We start from the raw sequence: 24,301 nt of genomic DNA, 5'->3' as shown, positions 1-24,301 counted from the left end.
GGCAACAAATAAGAATGGAAGATTATCAGGATCATTCCCTAAGCAGTCGTGTATTCCAGAAGATCCGAGAAGATATTATAAAAGGGAAATATCAGGAGCATGATGAATTAAGAGAAAATACCATCGGCAAAGAACTTGGGGTTAGTCGTACGCCGGTACGTGAAGCATTAAGACAGTTAGAATTAGAAGGACTTGTTACGATTGTTCCAAATAAAGGTGCATACGTGACAGGAATTTCAACAAAAGATGTAATGGATATTTATGCAATACGCTCTATGTTGGAAGGGTTGTGTGCACGTTGGGCAACGGAAAATATTACAGAAGAGCAATTGGATGAATTAGAAGAAATTGTATTACTTTCTGAATTTCATACAAAGAAAGAAGGAAGAAGTAATGCAGAGCAGGTGACGGTATTAGATGGAAGATTTCATACAGTGCTTTATGAGGCAAGCGGAAGTAGAATCTTAAGTCGTACAATGATTGATTTTCATAAATTTGTACAGCGCGCCAGAAAATCTTCGGTTATTTCTGAAGAACGTGCCAGAAAATCGATTCGAGAACATAAACAAATTTTGCGTGCGATTAAAGATAAAGATACAGATTTAGCGGAACAGTTGGCAAATGAACATATTATGCATGTGATTCAGAATTTAAAAAAACAAGGATATAACGAAACAGAATAGCTCTGGTTCAAAAAATAAAATGTTTGAAAAAAGAAAACATAGGAGGACGAAAAAATGGCAAAAATCAAAATGGCAACACCTATCGTTGAAATGGATGGAGATGAAATGACAAGAATTCTCTGGAAGATGATTAAAGAGAATTTGCTGGAACCATTTATTGAACTGAATACAGAATACTATGATCTTGGTCTGGAACATAGAAATGAAACAAATGATCAGGTGACGATTGATTCCGCAATTGCGACAAAAAAATATAAGGTTGCTGTAAAATGTGCTACAATTACTCCAAACGCAGCTCGTATGGATGAATATGATCTTAAAGAAATGTGGAAGAGCCCAAATGGAACAATTCGTGCAATTTTGGATGGAACTGTTTTTCGTGCACCAATCGTTGTGAAAGGAATCGAACCTTGTGTAAAAAATTGGAAAAAACCAATCACAATTGCAAGACACGCATATGGAGATGTATATAAGGGATCTGAAATGAAAATTCCTGCTGCCGGAAAAGTAGAATTGGTTTATACAACAGAAGACGGCACACAGACAAAAGAACTCGTACATGAGTTTGACGGACCGGGTATTGTACAGGGTATGCACAATATTAATTCCTCTATCGAAAGTTTTGCAAGAAGCTGTTTCAACTACGCATTAGATACAAAACAAGATTTATGGTTTGCGACAAAAGATACAATTTCTAAGAAATATGACCACACATTTAAAGATATTTTCCAGGAAATTTATGATGCTGAGTACGATGGAAAATTTAAAGAAGCTGGAATTGAGTATTTCTACACACTGATTGATGATGCAGTTGCACGTGTAATGAAATCAGAAGGCGGTTATATCTGGGCATGTAAGAATTATGATGGAGATGTTATGAGTGATATGGTTTCTTCTGCATTTGGTTCCCTTGCAATGATGACATCTGTACTTGTTTCTCCGGATGGATACTATGAATATGAAGCTGCTCATGGTACAGTACAGCGTCATTACTACAAACATCTGAAGGGCGAAGAGACATCTACAAACTCTGTAGCAACTATTTTTGCATGGACAGGAGCACTTAGAAAACGTGGTGAGATGGATGGAAATGCAGAATTGATGGAATTTGCAGATCGTCTTGACAAGGCAACAATTGATACAATTGAAGCAGGAGAGATGACAAAAGATCTTGCACTTATTACTACAATAGAAAATCCAACAGTTCTCAATAGTGAAGAATTTATTAAAGCAATTGCAAAAAGATTATAAATATATGAAAGACACCCAATCCGATGTGAGAGGGTGTCTTTTTATATATTAGGAAAGTGCTTTCCTAATATATAAAAATCGCTCCGCTAAGGATGCGCACTGCGGCGTACAATGTAGGTGTCGCAAGCGACCGCCGCAGGCGCAAGAATGTGCAAAGCACATTCTTTGTTACTGAAAGATATCTATTCTTCGGCTAAATCAGCCCATTGTTCATAAAGCGTTTCTAATTCTTCTTCATTTGAAGATTTTTCAACAGCAAGCTCCTGGCATTTTACAGAATTAGAATAAATATCTTCTTGTGTCATCAATTCGTCAATTTCCTGATTTCGTTTTTCTAAAACAGCAATACGTTCTTCTGTCTTTTTTAAATCATTTTTACGCTTTCGCTCACGAGCCTGTGCTTCTTTCTGCTCTTGCCAACTTAACTTTTGACCAAAAGGCTCCTGAGATTCAGAAGAAGTGTTTGGATTAGTAACTTTTGAGTTGGCAGAAGTTTCCGGAGAAACAGGGGCATATTTTGCAGTTAATTCCTCTTTCTTCTCAAGATAATAGTCATAGTTTCCAATGTAATTAACAAATGTCTGGTTTACCAATTCCAAAATACGTGAAGCAGTCTGATTAATAAAATAACGATCATGAGAAACGTATAAGATTGTTCCGGTATAATCATTTAAGGCCTGCTCAAGAATTTCCTTTGAAGTGATATCCAAATGGTTTGTAGGCTCATCAAGAATCAAAAAGTTTGCTTCGGAGAGCATTAATTTGGCAAGCGAAACACGACCTTTTTCACCACCACTTAAATCACGGATGAGTTTAAATACATCATCTGCAGTAAACTGAAAAGCAGCTAAAGTGTTTCGAATCTGAGTATTTGTTAGTGATGGATAGTCATCAGAAATTTCTTCAAAAATGGTCTTATTATCATGAAGTACGTGGTGCTCCTGGTCATAGTATCCGATCTTTACTTTAGAACCTAAAGTAAAAGCACCTTCATCGGCATCCAATACCTGATTTAAAATTTTTAATAAAGTTGTTTTTCCGGTTCCATTATCTCCGATGATTGCAACATGCTCACCACGTTTGATTTCAAATGAAATATCGGAAAACAGGGTTTGTGTCTCGAATCTTTTTGTTAAATGTTCAACTGTTAAAACATCATTACCACTGATACAAGATGGATTCAGTTCAAAATGCATTTCCTGTGTGGAATCCATCGGTTTGTCAATACGTTCTATTTTGTCAAGCATTTTTTCACGGCTTTCAGCACGCTTGATAGATTTTTCTCGATTAAAAGATTTTAATTTTTCAATTACTGCCTCTTGGTGTTTGATTTCTCTTTGTTGATTTAAATATTCTTTCATCTGTGCATCGCGTAACTGACGTTTTTTTTCGGCGTAATCCTTATAATTACCATTATACATACGAAGATGCCCTTGATCTATTTCAACAACCTTAGTTACGACTCTGTTTAAGAAAAAACGGTCGTGTGATACGATGAATACAGCTCCCGGGTAATTTAACAGATATGTTTCTAACCAGGATATAGAATTTAAATCCAAATGGTTGGTCGGTTCATCTAATAATAGGACATCAGGTTTGGTTAACAGAAGTTTGCCTAAGGAAACACGCGTTTTCTGTCCACCTGATAGCGTGTTGGCTTCTTTTGAAAACTCATTTTCTTGAAAACCAAGTCCTTTTAACACCCCTATGATTTCACTTTCATATGCATATCCGTTTTTGGATTCAAATTCAGACATCAAACGGTTGTAAGTATTCAAGCGAGTCTGTAATTCATCACCGGATAAGCCTTTTAATTCGTGTTCAATTGTACGAATTTGTTCTTCGAGTCTTATAATGTCAGCTTTTGCAGTTTTTAATTCTTCGTAAATACTATTTCCACTGATTAGATTTTGTTGCTGTGCAAGATAGCCAATTGTTTTCCCTTTTGTAAGAATAATATTCCCGCTATCTGTTGGCTCTTCGCCAATGATCATTTTTAAAATAGTTGATTTTCCGGCACCATTCACACCGACAAAAGCAACCTTTTCTCTATCTTCAATATGGAAAGAACCATCTTTTACAATGATACGTTCTCCGAAAGATTTATTTAAATTATGACATGCAAGTATCATATATACATCCTCCTATATTTAAGCATATCGTATTTATTATATCGAAATTTAGATAAAATACAACTAAAGAATTTAGGTTTTACAAAAAAATTCAGATAAAATAGTGTGAAAACCGTCAAAATATAAAAAAATTTTAGATAAATTACAAAAAAAGTATGTCAAAAGTTTGACTTTGTTAAAATAAAACTTTATAATAGATATAGTTTATATTTGGAGGACGATAAGTGTGGAGTCAAGAGGAATATCAAAGGCTGTTATTGGGAGACTTCCAAGATATTACAGATATCTTGGTGAACTCAATGAAGCCGGAGTAGAAAGAATATCATCAAGTGATTTAAGTAAAAAAATGCATGTAACAGCATCACAGATTCGCCAGGATTTGAATAATTTTGGTGGATTTGGCCAACAGGGATATGGTTATAATGTAAAGTATCTTCGCACGGAGATTGGCAAGATACTGGGATTGGACCAGAGTCACAATATGGTAATTATTGGAGCAGGTAATTTAGGACAGGCACTTGCAAATTATGCATCTTTTGCAAGAAACGGATTTATTTTAAAAGGAATCTTTGATGTGAATCCTGAATTGAAAGGAAAAGTGATCAGAGACATTCCAATTCGAATGATGGATGAATTAGAGACAGTTCTTCAGGAAGAGAATATTGATATTGCGGCACTCACAATTCCAAAAACAAAAGCGGTTGAAGTATCTGATATTCTGGTACGTAATGGTATTAAAGCAATTTGGAATTTTGCACATACAGATTTGAATCTTCCGAAAGATGTGATTGTAGAAAGTGTCCATTTATCTGATAGCTTGATGAAGTTGTCCTATAATATTACCCGATACAAAGAAGAACACGGGGAAGATTAGAAGTATCATAACGTGCAAAAGGGTTGTTTAATGCTTTTGCACGTTATTTGTATTTACGCGAGCAACGAGCCAAAGTCCGTGCTTGCACGAGACCTTGGCGACTGCCGCGATAACTTGAGAAACTCGCGAAGCGTGTTTCTCATAGTTTGGAGAAAATTATTTTATTTCGTGCTTTGAGAAAGGATGAGTAAAAATGAGATATTTGCCTACTGGAAATTGGATGCAAAAAGCTGACGCACACACGATTCATGAAATAGGAATTCCATCTCTGGTGCTAATGGAGAGAGCTGCATTGGGAATTGCTGAGGTTATAAAATCGAAAGTTCAGAAGAATAAAAAGATACTGATAGTTTGTGGCTCCGGAAATAATGGAGGAGACGGATTTGCAATCGCAAGATTGTTACATGATGAGAATTATTCCGTAGTAATTGCATTTGTTGGGAAAACAGAGTCAATGAGTGATGAATGTAAACAACAATATTGTATTTGTAAAAATATTGGGATATCGATAGAGACAGAAATTCCGGCGGGAGAGTATGGAGTGATAGTAGACGCAATTTTTGGTGTTGGACTTTGCCGGGAGATAAGCGGTAAATATGCTTCTGTGATAGAGTGTTTAAATGCAATGGAAGGATATAAAGTTGCGGTGGATATACCCTCGGGAGTCAGTTCTTTGGACGGAAAAATTTTAGGTATAGCGTTTAAAGCGGACTTGACGGTTTCTGTACAATGTGAGAAACTAGGAACTGTTCTGTATCCGGGAAAAGATTTTGCAGGAGAAGTAGTTGTAAAATCAATCGGTATCAATACAGAACTTTATCAAAATAATACAGAAATATGTTATACACTGGAACCGGATGATCTTTGCACATGTCTGCCGAAACGTGTGGCAAATTCACATAAAGGAACATATGGGAAAGTGCTTATGATTACCGGGAGTGAGGGAATGGCCGGAGCAGCATATTTAAGTGCAAAAGCAGCATATGTAAGCGGAGCAGGACTTGTTCAGATATATACTGCCAAAGAAAACAGAAGCATTCTTCAACAACTGCTGCCAGAAGCAATTATCTCCACTTATACAGAATATTCTGAAGAGGGATTGAAACAATTATTAAATTGGGCGGATGTTGTATGTATCGGATGTGGACTTGGTCAGGGAAAAACAGCAGATAAATTATTACAAGGGGTATTTCAATTCTGTAAAGTCCCATGTATTATTGATGCAGATGGAATCAATCTTTTATCTGAAAAGATGGAATTGCTTGAAAAAAGTACATTTCCGATAGCATTAACTCCACACATGAAGGAAATGACGAGACTTTTAAAGTGCTCGGTCGCAAAATTAAATGCAGATCGTATGAATATATTGACTGATTTTGTGAAACGGTATCCTGTTGTTTGTGCGTTGAAAGACGCTCGTACGCTTGTAGCAAAAGAGAATCATCCTTTATTTGTAAATACTGCAGGAAATAGTGCGATGGCAAAAGCAGGTTCGGGAGATGTTCTTGCTGGAGTGATCACAGGGCTTACAGCACAACATATGAATTTGTATGATAGTGTTGTGTCAGGAGTGTATCTTCATGCAAACGGAGGAGATTATGCAAAAAAAAGCTGTGGCGTTTACAGTGTACTGGCCCAAGATTTGATTTCAGGAATAAAAGATGTACTAAAGCAGGTAGAACAGTAACATTTGATATGGAGGAATAGAATATGAAACAATATACACGTGTGTATGCAAAAATTGATCTGGATGCAATTGCATATAACATGGAACAAATGAAGGAGCGAATCGGAACAGGAGCAAAGTTGGTTGCGGTTATTAAAACAGATGGATATGGACATGGTGCGATTCCGATTGCCAGAATGTTCGAATCAGTAGATTATGTATGGGGTTATGCGACAGCTAGTCTTGATGAAGCTGCTCTCTTGCGTAAGGCTGGAATTTGTAAGCCAATCCTTGTATTAGGGTGTGTATTTCCAGATCAATATGAGGATATGATCCGTTACGAAGTACGTCCTGCTACATATACAGAAGAAATGGCAATAGAAATATCAAAACAGGCTGTTAAATTAAATAAAACGGCATATTTGCATATTAAAATCGATACAGGAATGGGACGTATTGGTTTTGCAGTATCGGATGAAACGGCAGATATTGTTGAACAGATAAGTAAATTACCAAACATAAAAATTGAAGGAATGTTCACGCATTTTGCGAAGGCAGATGAAAAAGATAAAAGCTATACATATCAACAACATGAGAAATTTGTTTGGATGAAACAAGCACTGGAAGAGAGAAATCTGGAAATTCCATATATTGATTGTGATAATAGTGCTGGAATTATAGATTTTCCAAATATGAAGCACAATCTGGCAAGAGCAGGAATCTCTTTGTATGGAATGTATCCATCTGATGAGGTAAATAAAGATGCAATTTCATTAAAACCGGCATTAGAATTAATCAGTCATATTTCTTTTGTGAAAAATGTAGAAGCTGGTACTTCAATCAGTTACGGAGGCACATTTGTGGCACCAAAAGCAATGCGAATAGCTACAATACCTGTCGGATATGGAGATGGGTATCCACGTTCTCTTTCAAACAAAGGAGCTGTTTTGATTCATGGAAAACGTGCTCGTATTCTGGGAAGAGTTTGTATGGATCAGTTTTTAGTAGATGTTACTGATATCCCGGAAGCAAAATTTATGGATGAAGTTGTGCTGGTAGGGAAAGATCGGACAGAAACTATAACAATAGACGAGTTAGCAGAGCTTAGTGGAAGATTTAACTATGAATTTATATGCTGCCTTGGAAAACGAATCCCAAGAGTTTATATTCAGGATGGGAAAATAGTAGAACAGATTGATTATTTTGCATAGCAAAACTTAAAGTGAATACAATTACACAAAGAATTCTCGTTCCTGCTTTTAGAATAACTATAAAAAAAGCGGACATACTAATATTAAAATATGATGAGAATCGGAGTGTGGAAAATTTGGTTGTAAAGCGTGGAGATATTTACTATGCAGACCTAAGTCCGATTATCGGTTCGGAACAAGGTGGCGTACGCCCGGTCCTGATCATTCAAAATGATGTTGGAAATCGTCACAGTCCGACTATAATCTGTGCTGCTATTACATCACGTATGAATAAAGCAAAATTACCGACGCATATTGAAATTAGTTCAGGAAGATACCATTTAGTAAAAGATTCTGTTATATTGCTGGAACAGATTCGAACAATAGATAAGCAACGACTTCGGGAATATGTATGCCATGTAGACAGTAGAATGATGGGAAAGGTTAACCATGCAATTCAAATCAGTCTTGGTCTGGATACATAAACACTTTACAGATAAACCAAATAGTGGTAGTATAAACAAGATAATGTGTCATGTTGCCTAAGCAATTTGTCACACCGGAAAAGAAAAAAGAAGAGGAGAATGAGAAATGTCAGGACATTCTAAATTTGCGAATATTAAACACAAAAAAGAAAAAAATGATGCAGCAAAAGGAAAAATCTTTACTAAGATTGGTCGTGAACTTGCTGTAGCCGTTAAGGAAGGTGGCGGACCTGACCCGACTAGTAACAGTAGACTTCGTGATGTGATCGCTAAGGCAAAATCAAATAACATGCCGAATGATACGATTGAAAGAAATATTAAAAAAGCAGCTGGTGAAGGTTCAGGCGATAATTATGAACATATTACATATGAAGGATATGGACCGAACGGAACAGCAATTATTGTCAGAACACTGACAGATAATAAGAACAGAACAGCTTCTAATGTCAGAAATGCATTTACAAAGGGAAGCGGTAACGTAGGAACACCGGGATGTGTGTCTTTCATGTTTGATGAAAAAGGACAGATTATTGTTGATAAAGAAGAATGCGATATGGATGCAGATGAATTGATGATGCTTGCACTTGATTCAGGAGCAGAAGATTTCGTGGATAATGACGATAGCTATGAAATTCTTACAACTCCTGAAGATTTCAGTGATGTTCGTCTGAAATTAGAAGAAGCAGGAATTGCTATGGTGAATGCTGAAGTGACAATGATTCCGCAGACATATGTTGAACTGACTAAAGAGGAAGACCTTAAAAATATTCAGAAAACATTAGATCTTCTTGAAGAAGATGACGATGTACAGGATGTATATCACAACTGGGATGAGTAATATGAATGAGGGTACTGTATCGAAGGATATAGTATCCTTTTTGCTTGTCATATATTAAAAATGATATGTGAATAATGAGAATAGGTATATTTTAATAAATTCACTCCATACTATATAGAAAATGTAAGGAGGAATTTGGGGTAATGGACATATCTTTAAAAAATACATCTAAAGAAAATAAAGAAAGCAGGGAAGAAATCCGTGAAGAAATAAAGGAAACCGGAACACTTTGCTTAGAAAATGATAAACATCATCACAAAATCCAGATGATTACAATTATTGGAGAAATTGAAGGGCATGAGGCATTATCTGGAAATACAAAGTCTACTAAATATGAGCACATTATTCCCAGACTGGCACAAGTAGAGGATGATGAAGAAACAGAGGGGGTTCTTATTTTATTAAATACATTAGGGGGTGATGTTGAAGCAGGACTTGCAATTGCAGAAATGATTGCATCTCTTAGTAAACCGTCGGTATCTCTGGTACTTGGTGGAAGTCACTCCATAGGAGGCCCGCTTGCAGTTTCAGCAGATTATTCATTTATTGTACCAAGTGGAACAATGATCGTTCATCCGGTTCGTTCCAATGGAATGTTTATCGGAGTCTATCAAAGCTACCGAAATATGGAGCGTACACAAGACCGCATAACCAGCTTTATTTCAAAACATTCAAATATAAGTCAGGCAAGACTGGAAGAACTGATGCTTGATCCGACTCAACTTGTAAAAGATGTCGGAACTATGCTGGAAGGCCCGGATGCGGTGAAAGAAGGAATGATCAATGAAGTTGGCGGAATCAGTCAGGCATTGAATAAACTACATGAAATGATTGAAGAACAAAAAAAATAATGTTATACTATATTGAGTATGTTTAACACCAAGGGGGATGTATCATGGCTGCAAAGTCAACCAAGAAACGAAAGACAACAACCAAAAAACCAACTAAAAAACAGCAGCAGGAGAATGCTGCAATTCGCGATGAAATATGTATTTTATGCGTACTTGCTGTATGTATTTTGCTATTGATCAGCAACTTCGGCATTGGAGGTATGGTCGGAGAAGCTGTATCATCTGTGTTGTTTGGCTTATTTGGCTGGATTGCATATTTAATCCCTGTGCTTATATTTAGCGTGGTCGCTTTTCTAATCTCAAACAGAGGAAACAGCCACGCGTACATAAAAAGTATTGCATTATTTGTGCTCGTTGTATTGCTTGCAACATTGCTTGAACTTATTATGAATCCATACGACGCAACAGCAGGGCTTATGACATATTACCACCAGTCAAGTGTGAATCGAACAGCAGGGGGACTGTTTGGTGGATTTATAATGAAATTATTGTGTCCGCTTATCGGGAAAGCAGGAACCTATGTTGTTGTGATAGTTCTGGCAATTGTATGTGTTATCTTAATTACAGAAAAATCATTACTTCAGCCACTGGGGCGAAAGAGTAAAGTAGTATATGAGGATGCTAAGAAATTAAAAGAAACAACAGCTATAAAGTCAGCACAGAAAAGAGCAGCACAAAGGAAAGAAAAGACGGCAAGATTAGAAGCACAAACAAAAGAACAGCAAAGTACTGTATCGAAACCGACACAAAAACGCAACAAAAAAGTATCAGGTGTTTCGTTTGCTACAACATTGTTGGAAACACCTATACGTGGGAAGTCACCGGAACTTAAGGAATTAATCCCAGAAGAACCAGTAGAAGATATGACTATCAAACCATTGGATGAGATGCCGGAGCTTACAATAGAATCTCCATTTGATGATGTAGATGTGCCGGATATAAGCGAACCTGTTCCAGAGATAGAACCGATGGCTTGTAAAGAAGAAATTGCACCGATAGAATCTGTGTCTATATCAGAAGAACCGGAAGAGGCAGATATGACTGAAACAACAACTAAACAGACACGGAAACACTCATCACCGGAAGAAAAGGCGGCGGTAACAAAAGAGACAGAATCTGTGGAAGCAGCTGTTCAGGCACAAAATACAGCACCTGTTAAGAAGTATCTCACGCCACCATTAGACTTATTAAAAAAGGGAAAAGCATCCGGAGGCGATTCAAATGCACATTTGCGTGCCACTGCAATGAAGTTAGAGCAGACACTTTTGAATTTCGGAGTGAAGGTTCATGTGACAAATGCCAGTTGCGGTCCGGCTGTGACAAGATATGAACTTCAGCCAGAGCAAGGTGTTAAAGTCAGCAAGATCGTTGGGCTTGCAGATGATATTAAATTAAATTTGGCAGTGTCAGATCTTCGAATTGAAGCCCCGATTCCTGGAAAAGCAGCAGTCGGGATTGAAGTGCCAAATGAGGAAAATACAGCAGTAATGCTCCGAGATCTTTTAGAAGCACCTGAATTTCAGAAAAGTAAAGCAAAACTTGCATTTGCTGTAGGTAAAGATATTGCAGGAAAAGTAATTGTAGCCGATATTGCAAAAATGCCTCATTTACTTGTGGCAGGTGCAACGGGTTCTGGAAAATCCGTGTGTATCAATACAATTATTATGAGTCTTATTTACAAAGCAGACCCGGAAGATGTCAAATTGATCATGGTTGATCCAAAGGTTGTAGAATTAAATGTTTATAATGGAATTCCACATTTGCTTATTCCGGTAGTGACAGATCCTCGTAAAGCGGCAGGAGCTTTAAATTGGGCAGTTGCAGAGATGATGAAACGATATCAATTGTTTGCAGAATATAATGTACGTGATTTGAAAGGCTTTAATGAAAAAGTTTCAAATCTCGAACCAGCTGAAAATAATCCAAAAAAAATGGCTCAGATTGTTATTATTGTCGACGAGTTAGCAGATTTGATGATGGTAGCTCCAAAAGATGTAGAGGGTGCAATCTGTCGTTTGGCTCAGTTGGCACGTGCTGCTGGTATACATTTAATTCTGGCAACGCAAAGACCATCTGTAAATGTTATCACAGGATTGATTAAAGCCAATATGCCATCACGTATAGCATTTGCGGTATCTTCGGGTGTAGATTCTCGAACGATTATAGACATGAATGGAGCAGAAAAGCTTCTTGGAAAAGGAGATATGCTCTTTTATCCGACCGGTTATCCAAAACCAGTACGTGTACAAGGTTCCTTTGTTTCTGATAAAGAAGTTCAGCAGGTTGTAGATTACCTGATCAATCAGAATGGCGGGGCAAATTATAGTAGTGACTTAGAAGAACATCTAAGTAATGATAATTCCGTAGAACTTTCCGGTAGTACAGTCTTTTCCGGAAATCCTTCAGAAACGGAAGATAATCGGGATCATTATTTTGCGGATGCAGGCTTCTTCATCATAGAAAAAGAAAAGGCATCGATTGGAATGCTACAGAGAATGTTCAAAATAGGATTTAATCGAGCCGCAAGAATTATGGATCAGCTTGCAGAAGCACAGGTGGTAGGACCCGAAGAAGGTACAAAACCGAGGAAGGTATTGATGACCAAAGAAGAATTTGAGGAGTATTTAGGAACAGGTAAGAAGGAGGACTAGCAATGAAAACAGATATTCAAATTGCACAGGAGGCACAGATGCTGCCAATTAAAGAGGTGGCAGCAAACGCAGGTATTGCAGAGGATGATTTAGAATTTTACGGAAAATATAAAGCAAAGCTTTCAGAAGATTTCTGGGATAAGATTAAAGATAATCCGGATGGAAAACTGGTATTGGTAACAGCAATTAATCCAACTCCTGCAGGAGAGGGAAAAACAACAACATCTGTTGGATTAGGACAGGCATTTGCCAAGTTAGATAAAAAAGCAATTATTGCACTGCGTGAACCATCTCTCGGACCTTGTTTCGGAATTAAGGGGGGAGCAGCAGGTGGCGGTTATGCACAGGTTGTTCCGATGGAAGATTTGAACTTACATTTCACAGGAGATTTTCATGCAATTACATCTGCTAATAATCTGCTTGCTGCAATGTTAGATAATCATATCCAGCAGGGAAATATTCTTCAGATCGACCCACGACAGGTTGTATGGAAACGTTGTGTTGATATGAATGACAGAGTATTGCGTAATATTGTTGTAGGTCTTGGGAACAAGATGGATGGAATGGTTCGTGAAGATCATTTTGTTATTACAGTAGCTTCTGAAATTATGGCAATCCTTTGTCTCGCTGATGACCTTCAGGATTTAAAACGCAGACTTGGAAGAATCATCGTTGCATACAATTTTAACGGGGATCCTGTTACTGCAGATGATTTACAGGCGACAGGCGCAATGACTGCATTACTCAAAGATGCAATCAAACCAAACTTGATTCAGACATTAGAACACACTCCGGCCTTAGTCCATGGAGGTCCATTTGCTAATATCGCACATGGCTGTAACAGTGTGCGTGCAACAAAGATGGCTTTAAAAATGGCAGATATTGCAATCACAGAAGCTGGATTCGGCGCGGATCTCGGCGCTGAAAAATTCATGGATATCAAATGCAGAAAAGCAGGCTTAAAACCAGATGCTGTTGTTTTAGTTGCAACAGTACGAGCATTGAAGTATAATGGTGGAGTTGCCAAAGCTGATTTGGCAGAAGAGAATCTGGATGCACTGAAAAAAGGAATCGTGAATTTAGAGAAACACATTGAAAATATACAGAAATTCGGAGTACCTGTAATAGTTACACTGAATTCATTTATAACAGATACAGATGCTGAAAATGAATATATTCGTCAGTTCTGCGAAGAAAGAGGCTGTGAATTCGCACTTTCAGAAGTATGGGAAAAGGGCGGAGAAGGCGGAATTGCACTTGCAGAAAAGGTGCTGAATACATTGGAAAATAAAGAAAGCCATTTCCATACACTTTATGAAGATGAATTGTCTTTGAAAGAAAAAATCGAGAAAATTTCAAAAGAAATTTATGGCGCAGACGGTGTGGTTTATGAGCTGGCAGCACAAAAACAGATTACAAAAATAGAAGCAATGGGATTTGGCAAACTTCCAATATGTATGGCGAAAAATCAATATTCATTCTCAGATGACGCAAAGAAGCTGGGAAGACCAGAAAACTTTGATATTCATATTCGTGAAGTTTATGTTGATGCAGGAGCAGGATTTGTTGTTGCACTGACAGGTTCAGTTATGACTATGCCTGGACTTCCAAAAGTGCCCGCTGCCAACAATATCGATGTGTCTGAAGATGGAAAAATTACAGGACTGTTTTAAGGAGAAACAAAAACAATGCAGTTAATCGATGGAAAAAAGATTTCAAAAGAAATTAAGGATGAATTAAAAGAAGAAGTAGCCGTATTAAAGGCAAATGGAAAAGAAGTATGTCTTGCTGTTGTTCAGGTTGGGAACGACCCGGCTTCTTCAGTTTATGTAAATAATAAAAAGAAAGCCTGTGCTTATATTGGTATCGAATCAGAAAGCTATGAACTGGCAGAAGAGACAACAGAAGAAGAGTTATTGCTTTTAATTGAACGTTTGAATAAAGAAGAACATGTAAATGGAATACTGGTTCAGTTGCCACTTCCGGCACATATTGACGAAGATAAGATCATACGTGCTATTTCTCCGGATAAGGACGTAGATGGATTTCATCCAGTCAGCGTAGGTCGTCTGTGGATTGGAGAAAAAGGATTTTTATCTTGTACTCCGGCAGGTATTATTCAGTTATTAAAACGTTCCGGGATTACAATAGATGGAAAAGAATGTGTGATTGTCGGACGTAGTAATATCGTAGGAAAACCGATGGCTGCATTACTTTTGAGAGAAAACGGAACAGTTACAGTTACACATTCACATACAAATAATTTAAAAGATATTACAAAAAGAGCTGATATTTTGATTGTTGCAATCGGCAGAAAGCAATTTATAACAGCAGACTATGTAAAAGAGGGTGCAGTTGTTATCGATGTGGGTATGCATCGTGATGAGAATAATAAGCTTTGCGGAGACGTTGCGTTTGACGAAGTAGCAGAGCATACATCTGCAATTACCCCGGTTCCGGGCGGTGTAGGACCGATGACAATTGCAATGCTAATGAACAACTGTGTAGAAACAGTAAGAAAATAGGAGGAACCATTTATGAAATGTGCAAATTGTGGTGCAGATATTCCAGCTGGAATGCTTATATGTCCTGACTGTGGCACAGAAGTTCAGATGGTTCCGGATTATAATCCTTTAGATGATGTACTTACGCGTGAAGTAAAAGGTTCTGTAGAGGATGTGACACGCCCGTTGCCTAATAGCAGTGGTCAGGTATATCAGCAAAGAAATCGTTCAAGACAACAACCACAGAATTCAACGCGTGTATTGAGTCAGGGAGAGTTAGACCGTATCCGTTCAAATCAGATGCGGACATCTCAAAAAAGTAATTATCGTGGGAGAGATGCAGTTGGAGAAGAGAGAATCAGACCAACAGGACGCGATACAAGGACACAACAGACGAATTATAGAACACCGGATGAAAGACGACGTCAAAAAGCATTACGAATGCAGCAGGCAAAAAAGAAACGTCGAAATACGATGATCGTTATTATGGTTATTTTAGCTGCAGTTGGAATTAGTGGGATTCTTCTTTATCAGAATTCTTATTCGGGAACTTTAAACAAAGCAGAGAAAGCTTATCAGTCTAGCGAATATAGTAAAGCCATTCGGTATTACAATCTTGCAATTGCAAAAGATAATACGCGTGCGACAGCATATGTAGGACTATCAAAAGTCTATATTGCCCAGGATGAATTGGATAAAGCTGAAAACATGTTCTTAAATGCGATTGATTCACAGCCGGAAAATGCAGATTTGTATGAGGCTCTTGCACAATTTTATATCAAGACGGATCAGGCAGATAAAATTTCAGGTACTTTGGACGGCAGTAGCAAAAATATTTTAAAAGAAATGAGTGATTATGTTTCTGATATGCCGGAATTTAGTCTGGAAGAAGGAACATATACAGAAGTGCAACAGGTTTCCTTGTCTGGAAATGGGAAAATTTATTATACAACAGACGGAAATGAACCGACAACTGACAGTAAGTTATATACCGAGCCGATTCTGATTGAAGATGGTACGGTTGTTATAAAAGCAATTTGTGTAAATAAAAAGGGAATCCCTAGTCTGGTTGCAACAAAAACATATCAGGTTGAGATTCCAATTGAAGATGCACCAGCTGTTACACCATCTACCGGACAATATACTTCTGCAACGCAGATTAGTATTACAGTTCCGGAAGGATATACAGCATATTATACGATGGATAATACAACACCAACAACAGCATCAACGCAATACACCGGTCCGATCGACATGCCGGAGGGACAGACAATTTTTTCGGCGATTCTTGTCAACAAGAATGGAAAAACAACACAGGTCACGAAAAGAAATTATGTATTGAATTTACAATGATATAAAAAGAAATCTGCTGGATAAAAAAAAGAATCCTTCAGATTTCTTTTTATGTTTTTTAGTTTAAAAAGAGTAAAAATCGAATTATCCGCATAAACACAGGGATTTTAAGCAATATGAAACAAAAAATAAAAGAATTTTACCACTAATTTACTACGAATGAAAGAACCTTGATACGACAGAGAAAACAGCATAAATAAAGGCAAAATTGGCATTTCATACAGAATATGAGATGTCTTTTTTGTTGCTGTAATACAGTATAACTATTCTTTTTCTGCTTGATTATTAATCATTTTTTAGGACATGAATTGTCAAGAGCTTGTTGCGTAGCAATGTTTACACTCTTGATAATTTATGGAATAAAAAATATTCTGACAGATACTAGAAAAGTGATGACTACTCAATTTTCTAATGATATAATATGATAAATAATAATAGATAAACTTGAAGTGATTAAGGAAGTGTATGCCATGAAAAAATTTTTGAAAATAATGTTAATCATAATTGGAGCGATTTCTTTGATTTTTGTAGCTCTGATAGGGATTGGGTTATTTGTTGATGTTGAATATGATGACCATATTGAAAATGGTCGTTATACTTATGTTCCGGAAGAAGAAAATAAAGATAATGAATACGTGGAATTTACGATAAATGATTATGATAAAAATAATGCCAAGCTTGTATATTATGACACGATTGAAGAAGCTATTCAACTTTCCACTTTGAATGCTGAAAATGAGGAACTTTCGGTTCCTGCTGATTTTCTTAATCATGTTGATGAAACCTTGCATATATGGCAAGGCAAAAAATATGATACGATTTTCTATCGGGCTGGAAATGATAACGATGATATTCAAGGCTTAGTAATGTCTCGTTGTAAAAAGCAGATACAGAATGGGCATACACAATACGCATTTATAAATGCTACACCGGTTACAACGAAACGAGATAGAATTTTGTTAGATGATATTACAGAGCTTATTCACTCTTCTTTGAAATTAAGTGATTTCCAACAAGACTTAAACCCCGATTATCCAAGCAAGCGTTTTGTTTACGGCTATGCACATGATAAAGAAATCTATTCATTGGAAGTAGAAGGACAAAAACCGGACGGTGTAATTGAAATCAATGTATATGACAGAGTCATGTATCTATGGTATTACAATGACTTACAAAGTAACAAAAGAGGTGACTGTTTAAGCTATTCGGTAGATGTACCTAAATAAAATGACATTTTTACATAATACTATATTATTAGTTAGGCAGACGGAGTGATCCAGACACGGTGGCAGGAAAATCTTTCAGATTTTTCTGCCATGTCTTGCAAGTGGCTGGTTTACTTCGTCTGTGAGCGAGCCTGTGGCGAGCGAAGATTAAGCCCCCGTTATCTAACAAGGGGGGCACAAAAAACAAAAGACACTATACACTAACAGGCGGAAAACGCTGTATTTACAAGGCAAAACCGCATTTTATAAGATGTGATATAAAAAGTATCTATTTCACAAAAGAAAAACAATAAATTTAAACATTATAATATTTTAATTTTTGTGGTAATGATATGCAAACTTTTTAGGAGGGAAGATATGGATTGTAAAATGACTGATATTATTGCTATTATTTCAAGTATCATTGCTATTGGTTATTCAATTTATTCCATAATTACTAAAAGTTATATTCGTCAATACAACCTTGAAAAATTTGAACATTTTTCTTTAAATCAGAAGAAAGTTTGTATTGTTTTCAATTTTATTATGACACTTATAATTGGGATAAGTGGGGTGTATATATTGCTATTATACTTATTCTAATGGGATTGAAAGCATTTATGTAGCAAATAGCAAAATTTTATAAGTGAAACGAGGTACTCTATGGAAAAAAAGGAACTTATCAAACTATATTTACAAAATGTGGATAAAATGTTTGGATATGCCAACATGAACGCATATATTGATGAGCGATTAAAGAAGTATACGAAATACTGTCAAAGTAAAAAGCCAGAAGAACAGATTATTATATGGCTGAAATTATTGCATAAAAATTTCGGAAAAAAGATTGTTTATTTAGGAAGTTACTTAGCATTACAAGAAAAGGATATGAGCTATTTAAATAATGCGTTCAATTCGGCAGTAACATGGGGACAACTCACAATAACAAACAGCGGTTGCGACCATTCCATTCACGCTTGGAATATTTTACCACATATATTCTGTGCAAACCGCTTTCGTGACATTGAAAAAATATTTCCAAAAGAAAACGGACTTAGTAAGAATGGGTTAAAGTCTGCATGCAGTATCACAAATTTAGTGATGTATCTGTATTATCAAGAACCTATGTGGAAACAATATGTGATTGATGAAAGTAAAGAATTTCTTCAAAATAAACATACAGCAGAAGAAAAAGCTGTGATAAACGGTTTCCTTGCACTAATAGAAAAAAATTGGGAAAAATTCTCATTGGAATTGGCTAATCTCTGTAAAGCACATAGAAAATCAAAAGATTATGGAGAAAATCCATTTACAAGAAAAATTTCCTTTTTTGCATTTGGATTGTATAACTTTGCAAGATACTTGTATAGAGAAGAAGTTAAAAATATTACACTTCCTCAAAATGAATTTTTATTTGAGGATTTTAGAATTTATCAAGAAAGCACTAGTTGTCAAATAGGACAACCGTTTTGCATTTTTGAAGAACCGTTATTATTGTTGAATGATTTTGAAAAAATTGATTTACCGATTATGTATTTAACAGCAGGTAAAAAAAGAGTTTTGGATATTGAAAATTATAGGCAAGAAGTGGTAAAGAAAATACAAGCACTTCATAGCAATCAGAGCAGTTAGTCTTAGGATTGACTGCTTTTTCTATACGGATTTTTAATGATAGGCAATTATCAGTAAATGGTAGTTGCCTTTTTTGATTGGAGGAATTAAAGAATGAATGATAAAAACTTTATTGAAGAATTAAGACAAAAGCGTGAGGAATACGGAGTAACACAAACAAGGCTTGCTGTTGCTTGCGGTATCAGCCGTGAATATTACAATCGCATTGAAAAAGGGAAACAGCCATTGAATGACGAATTAAAAGGAGTCATAGAAAAACAGATTGAGCGTTTCAATCCACAAGAACCACTATTCCTGTTGATTGATTACTTCCGTGTTCGCTTTCCTACTACGGACGCATTGGCGATTATCCGTGATGTATTACAACTAAAACCCGATTATATGCTTTATGAAGATTATGGAAAATACGGATATGAAAGCAAATATGTTTTAGGCGACATCAATGTCATGTGTTCCATGCAAGAGCATTTAGGTGTTTTATTGGAACTGAAAGGCAGAGGCTGTCGTCAAATGGAAAGTTATCTATTGGCACAGGAACGCTCATGGTATGACTTCATGCTTGATTGTTTAACGGCAGGTGGTAAGATGAAACGGCTTGACTTGGCAATCAATGATAAAGCAGGAATATTGGATATTCCAAAGTTAAAGGAAAAATACAAGGCTGGCGAATGTATCTCCTACTTTCGTATGCAGAAAGATTACAGCGGTACGGAAAAATGTGGTAGCGATTTACCAAAGAATACAGGAGAAACCTTATATCTCGGTTCAACAAGCAGTGAATTATATATGTGTGCTTATCAGAAAAATTATGAGCAGTATGTCAAGAATAGCATAGAAGTTGAAGATACGGAGATTAAGAACCGCTTTGAAATACGCATGAAGAATGAACGAGCCTATTATGCGGTTGTAGATTTACTGACTTATCGGGACGCTGAACGCACTGCTTTTTCTATCATCAATCATTATGTCCGCTTTGTTGACAGAGAGGACGACAAGCCAAAAAATCAATGGAAAACAAATGATGATTGGGCATGGTTTGTAGGGGAAAACAGAGAACCGATACGCTTAACTACAAAGCCAGAACCTTATACTTTACAAAAAGCGTTGCATTGGTTACAAAGACAGGTTGCACCAACCATAAAAATGGTACAGGCATTAGACAGAGAAAATCATACAACGATACTAAAAGATATGATTGAACAGGCAGAACTTAAAGACAAGCATAAACACTTATTACAATTAGAAAAATCAACCATAGAAGAACGAATAGATACCGCTATTCCACAAGAGAATGACGATGTTTTAGAAAAGCAATAATTTATTTTATGGAGAAAGTTAAAGACAAGTTTAAAGCTAAATGCTACAATGTAAATATAGGTTATATAGATATAAAATATTTAAGTATTAAATGAGGTATAAATAATATGAAACAAATAATATTTATTTTTTGTATGATATTGATGTTAAGTTTCTGTGGGTGTACGAATGTTGGCTCAAATAGAAATGAGTATATGTCTAATTGGTTTAAATCGGAACAAGAAATATCAGATAATATGATGAAACAAATTATAGATTTATACAATGAAGGCAATGTAAAAGAATTTGAAAAATTGTTTTCACAAAACAGTAAAAAAGACATAGAGGATATAAATAAACAAATTTCTTCTTTCTTCGAATTTATTGATGGAGATATACAAGAATATTCTGGTGATTGTGCATCATCTAGTGAAAATAATAATGGAAATAAACGAATTGAATTAGACGGAATGTATCATATATCAACTTCTAAAAATGAATATTATTTGAATTTTTATATGGTCTATAAAGCTGATGATGTTCCCTCAGATATAGGACTATCCAAAATTGAAATTGCGACTGAACAAACTGTAAGCAGGGAAAACTTTATGTGGGATACATCAGAAAACGGAATATTTGTCGTGCGGGAATAAACATAGAATGATATGTTTGAAAGATAAACCAAAACAAAGTTGTGACACATACTTCCTCCTACTTTTTGTTTTTTAGCCATTTAGTTTAATCTGTTTTAATGAGTTATAAATAGAGATACCGTTATTTAAAAGAAAGAATAACGGTATTTTTTAATGCAATGGAAATTTTCAGATTTAGTCAACAAAGAGCTTTTTTCATTCCCTATGTTTATTAAAAGAAGAAAAACAAATTTTTTACAGAAATCTGCAACAAAACAGCTACTTGCGTACAGATATGGTGCGAGAAAAGGAAATCTAACTATTTTTGAAATGGGGTCATAAAATTTTTACTCGGTGTACAGACACGAAGATTAAAAAGAAATTGAAATTATTTTGAAAAATCTGCAACAAAACAAGGTTTCTATTCCTTATATGGAGTGAAGTTGAGGAAATCTAAACTTTTTTTGAAAATAGGTCATTAAATTTTGGCTTGCTGTCCCTATATGAAGTGAAAGACGAAAAAAGTTTTGAAAAAAATGTCGGAAAATCGAGTTAAGCGGACAGTATTATGCAGAAAGAGGAAATCACACTTTATTTCTTGATTTGTATTCAAACAGGCATTAGCTGTTGAGTGTTGATGCGGAAAGAGAAAATTATTTTATCCTCAACTTAACAATTTAAGGTTTCCGTTCCCTATATGGCGTAGAAAGAAAAAAGTTTAAGAAATGTGATACAAATAACGCTATTCTGTCCTGATATGGAGTGAAGAAAATATTTCATTCTATTGTTGGCAGTAACAGTATGGTTTGGGTAGTTAGGGTGTGAAAAGAAAAATAATCTTTTTTCATCACCAGCTTAACAAATGTACGTTTGCTATACAGATAGTAGTGAAAAAAGAAAAAATGTTTGAATTTTGGTTACATTTCCTCTCTTTTCCAACGCGGTATATAGGAGAGATGATTTTCTTCTTTCGTGTTCTTTGACAACTGAATAAAGCAGTCTGATACATTAGACAGACAGCGAGCCGTTGGAGCTGATACGCCATGACCTTTTCCCTTTAAAGCGAGCGGAAACTGTCAGCGTCCATGTAAAAGATTTATCCTCTTTTATCGCCATGACCTGTCCTGTCTGATAATGATACTCCCGTACAGCCACAGCTTGAGCGTTCAGAGCGTCGCACGCAATGGGTACGGCTACATAAGAACTATGCAGAGGTGGAACTCCTGTGGGCTATGATAAAAGCCGTCAGACTGTTTAAAAATCAAAAAAGAAAGGAGGTGCAGTTTTATGTATGATTTAAATACACCATTATGGGAACGCTACCTTATGACGATTGAGGAAGCGTCCAGTTATTTCCGTATCGGAGAGAACAAACTCCGCCGTATTGCAAGTGAATATAAAGACGAGTGTGTTGTGATGAACGGAAACCGTATGCTGATTAAGAAAAAGAAATTTGAACATATGATTGATAAATTGGAAGAAATCTAATGCAAAAGAGCTTTGTGCATGATATGATACTTATATGTCGTAACAAGGCTCTTTCAGTTTTGAAAGGAGTTTTGAAAGATGTCAGAAAAAAGACGGGATAACAAAGGTCGCATTTTAAGGACTGGAGAGAGCCAAAGGGCAGACGGCAGATATATGTATAAATATGTTAATCGTGCAGGCGAAACAAAGGTTGTGTATTCATGGAAACTGGTGGCTACGGACAGAGTACCGAAAGGAAAGCGTGATGATTTATCTCTTAGGGAAAAGGAACGGGAGATACAGCGTGATTTAGAGGACGGAATAGACACCAAAGGAAAGAAAATGACATTGTGTGAACTATATGCCAAAAAGACGGCACAGAGAATCAATGTCAAGAAGAATACACTAGCAGGGCGAAAATATCTCATGGACGCATTGAAACAGGACAAGCTGGGTTCACGAAGCATAGACAGCATTAAACCGTCAGACGCAAAAGAATGGGCGGTCAGAATGAAAGAAAAGGGCTACGGCTTCAAAACCATTAGTAACTATAAGCGTTCCTTAAAGGCTTCTTTCTATATGGCAATCGAGGACGATTATGTAAGGAAGAACCCTTTTGATTTTCAGTTAAGCGAGGTTATTGATGATGACAGCGAAAGCAGACAGGCATTGAGTGAGGAACAGGAAGAAAAACTGCTGTCCTTTCTCCAGTATGATACGGTGTATCAGAAATATTATGATGATGTGCTGATACTGTTAAAAACAGGCTTACGAATATCTGAATTGTGTGGACTTACTGTACAGGACTTAGATTTTGAAAATCATACACTCAATATCGACCACCAGTTATTACGCAATCAAGAGGGATATTATATAGAAACGCCAAAAACAAAGTGTGGCATACGAAAAGTTCCTATGAGCGAAGAAGCAGGAAAAGCATTTCAAAGAGTGTTGAAACGCAAAAAAACTGGAAAAGGGATTGTAATTGACGGTTACCGCAATTTCCTGTTTCTTAATCAGAAAGGTATGCCTATGACAGCTTGTTACTATACTTCTACATTGAGAAATATAGTAAAGAAATACAATAAGTACCATGATGAACCCTTACCGAAGATAACCCCGCATATATTAAGACATACGTTTTGTACACGATTAGCACAGAAAAACATGAACCCAAAGAACCTGCAATACATTATGGGACATTCCAGCATAATGATAACGCTGAACCTGTACGCCCATGCTTCACAGACAGGAGCAAACATGGAAATGCGAAGTCTGATAGCCTAGTAATTTACTACGAAATTTACTACGATAAAAAGACAAGATATGCAGATTTATGAGTGGTTATAAGAAGTATCTGCCAAAAAGAAAACACCGATAAAGCCTGTAAAATAGGGATATATCGGTGTTATAAGAACTTATGAAAAGATAATTAGAAATTTATTTTATGTTTAATTGAAAAACAGTAAAAGTAGCATGCATTTGAAACCTGATTTTTAGAACGGCAATTTTGAAAAAATCCAGTGTATTTATTACCAAAAATATAGAAAAAATTTTGGTGATAATTCTTCGCCTAATTTCCCAGATTGCC

20 protein-coding genes are annotated in these 24,301 nt (G+C 36.2%); 19 read left to right on the top strand and 1 reads right to left on the bottom strand.

All coding sequences use genetic code 11. From position 1 onward, the window contains the following. The first annotated feature begins 14 nt into the window (after positions 1-14). Positions 15-683 carry a GntR family transcriptional regulator gene (locus D8Q48_RS02040; protein ID WP_117988986.1) on the top strand — a complete coding sequence of 223 codons (669 nt, stop codon included), beginning with the start codon at positions 15-17 and terminating at the stop codon, positions 681-683. Positions 684-737: 54 nt separating this feature from the next. Next, a complete protein-coding gene (locus D8Q48_RS02035) occupies positions 738-1,934 on the top strand; it encodes an NADP-dependent isocitrate dehydrogenase (RefSeq protein WP_117988987.1) in 1,197 nt (398 codons plus the stop codon). 182 nt (positions 1,935-2,116) lie between these two features. On the opposite strand, the gene abc-f is transcribed toward D8Q48_RS02035, so the two are convergent. Then, a complete protein-coding gene (gene abc-f, locus D8Q48_RS02030; RefSeq protein ID WP_121055222.1) occupies positions 2,117-4,066 on the bottom strand; it encodes a ribosomal protection-like ABC-F family protein in 1,950 nt (649 codons plus the stop codon). 226 nt (positions 4,067-4,292) lie between these two features. Here abc-f and D8Q48_RS02025 point away from each other — a divergent pair, with 226 nt between their 5' ends. The 17 genes from D8Q48_RS02025 to D8Q48_RS01940 all read left to right on the top strand — a co-directional run bounded on the left by D8Q48_RS02025 (position 4,293) and on the right by D8Q48_RS01940 (position 23,997). Then, a complete protein-coding gene (locus D8Q48_RS02025; RefSeq protein WP_117988989.1) occupies positions 4,293-4,940 on the top strand; it encodes a redox-sensing transcriptional repressor Rex in 648 nt (215 codons plus the stop codon). Between the two features lie 193 nt (positions 4,941-5,133). Further along, positions 5,134-6,627: an NAD(P)H-hydrate dehydratase gene (locus D8Q48_RS02020; protein ID WP_121055220.1), complete on the top strand. Its 1,494-nt coding sequence runs from the start codon at positions 5,134-5,136 to the stop codon at positions 6,625-6,627. A gap of 23 nt (positions 6,628-6,650) precedes the next feature. Further along, positions 6,651-7,817, top strand: a complete 1,167-nt coding sequence (gene alr, locus D8Q48_RS02015; protein WP_121055218.1) for an alanine racemase — start codon at positions 6,651-6,653, stop codon at positions 7,815-7,817. A gap of 116 nt (positions 7,818-7,933) precedes the next feature. Beyond that, entirely contained in the window at positions 7,934-8,281 is a 348-nt protein-coding gene (locus D8Q48_RS02010; protein WP_022076094.1) for a type II toxin-antitoxin system PemK/MazF family toxin, read from the top strand. Between the two features lie 106 nt (positions 8,282-8,387). Next, on the top strand, positions 8,388-9,119 hold the full coding sequence (locus D8Q48_RS02005; RefSeq protein ID WP_022076093.1) for a YebC/PmpR family DNA-binding transcriptional regulator: 732 nt from the start codon (positions 8,388-8,390) through the stop codon (positions 9,117-9,119). 143 nt (positions 9,120-9,262) lie between these two features. Then, the gene (locus D8Q48_RS02000) at positions 9,263-9,970 is read left to right on the top strand and encodes an ATP-dependent Clp protease proteolytic subunit (protein ID WP_117988992.1); all 708 of its coding nucleotides are present in this window, start codon (positions 9,263-9,265) and stop codon (positions 9,968-9,970) included. A 44-nt stretch (positions 9,971-10,014) separates the two neighbouring features. After that, positions 10,015-12,621 carry a DNA translocase FtsK gene (locus D8Q48_RS01995; protein ID WP_121055216.1) on the top strand — a complete coding sequence of 869 codons (2,607 nt, stop codon included), beginning with the start codon at positions 10,015-10,017 and terminating at the stop codon, positions 12,619-12,621. Between the two features lie 2 nt (positions 12,622-12,623). After that, positions 12,624-14,294, top strand: coding sequence for a formate--tetrahydrofolate ligase (locus D8Q48_RS01990; RefSeq protein ID WP_117988994.1), 1,671 nt, complete (start codon positions 12,624-12,626; stop codon positions 14,292-14,294). Between the two features lie 15 nt (positions 14,295-14,309). Further along, the gene (gene folD, locus D8Q48_RS01985) at positions 14,310-15,146 is read left to right on the top strand and encodes a bifunctional methylenetetrahydrofolate dehydrogenase/methenyltetrahydrofolate cyclohydrolase FolD (protein ID WP_117988995.1); all 837 of its coding nucleotides are present in this window, start codon (positions 14,310-14,312) and stop codon (positions 15,144-15,146) included. Positions 15,147-15,158: 12 nt separating this feature from the next. After that, the gene (locus tag D8Q48_RS01980) at positions 15,159-16,478 is read left to right on the top strand and encodes a chitobiase/beta-hexosaminidase C-terminal domain-containing protein (protein ID WP_117988996.1); all 1,320 of its coding nucleotides are present in this window, start codon (positions 15,159-15,161) and stop codon (positions 16,476-16,478) included. Positions 16,479-16,948: 470 nt separating this feature from the next. Next, positions 16,949-17,704: a hypothetical protein gene (locus D8Q48_RS01975; RefSeq protein WP_121055214.1), complete on the top strand. Its 756-nt coding sequence runs from the start codon at positions 16,949-16,951 to the stop codon at positions 17,702-17,704. 357 nt (positions 17,705-18,061) lie between these two features. Continuing rightward, a complete protein-coding gene (locus tag D8Q48_RS17075; RefSeq protein WP_040015610.1) occupies positions 18,062-18,286 on the top strand; it encodes a hypothetical protein in 225 nt (74 codons plus the stop codon). A 60-nt stretch (positions 18,287-18,346) separates the two neighbouring features. Beyond that, entirely contained in the window at positions 18,347-19,315 is a 969-nt protein-coding gene (locus D8Q48_RS01965; protein WP_118494349.1) for a hypothetical protein, read from the top strand. 93 nt (positions 19,316-19,408) lie between these two features. Beyond that, a complete protein-coding gene (locus D8Q48_RS01960; RefSeq protein ID WP_117459757.1) occupies positions 19,409-20,632 on the top strand; it encodes an XRE family transcriptional regulator in 1,224 nt (407 codons plus the stop codon). Between the two features lie 107 nt (positions 20,633-20,739). Then, complete coding sequence (locus D8Q48_RS01955) at positions 20,740-21,264, top strand: DUF5104 domain-containing protein (protein ID WP_121055212.1); 525 nt, start codon at positions 20,740-20,742, stop codon at positions 21,262-21,264. 1,266 nt (positions 21,265-22,530) lie between these two features. Continuing rightward, the gene (locus D8Q48_RS01945) at positions 22,531-22,731 is read left to right on the top strand and encodes an excisionase (RefSeq protein ID WP_055065933.1); all 201 of its coding nucleotides are present in this window, start codon (positions 22,531-22,533) and stop codon (positions 22,729-22,731) included. A gap of 78 nt (positions 22,732-22,809) precedes the next feature. Further along, positions 22,810-23,997, top strand: a complete 1,188-nt coding sequence (locus D8Q48_RS01940) for a site-specific integrase (RefSeq protein WP_117459754.1) — start codon at positions 22,810-22,812, stop codon at positions 23,995-23,997. The last annotated feature ends 304 nt before the right edge of the window (positions 23,998-24,301 follow it).

It is taken from the genome of Ruminococcus sp. B05 (assembly GCF_003628495.1).
Lineage (GTDB): Bacteria > Bacillota > Clostridia > Lachnospirales > Lachnospiraceae > Schaedlerella > Schaedlerella hominis.
This window is presented reverse-complemented; position numbering and strand designations above follow the sequence as displayed.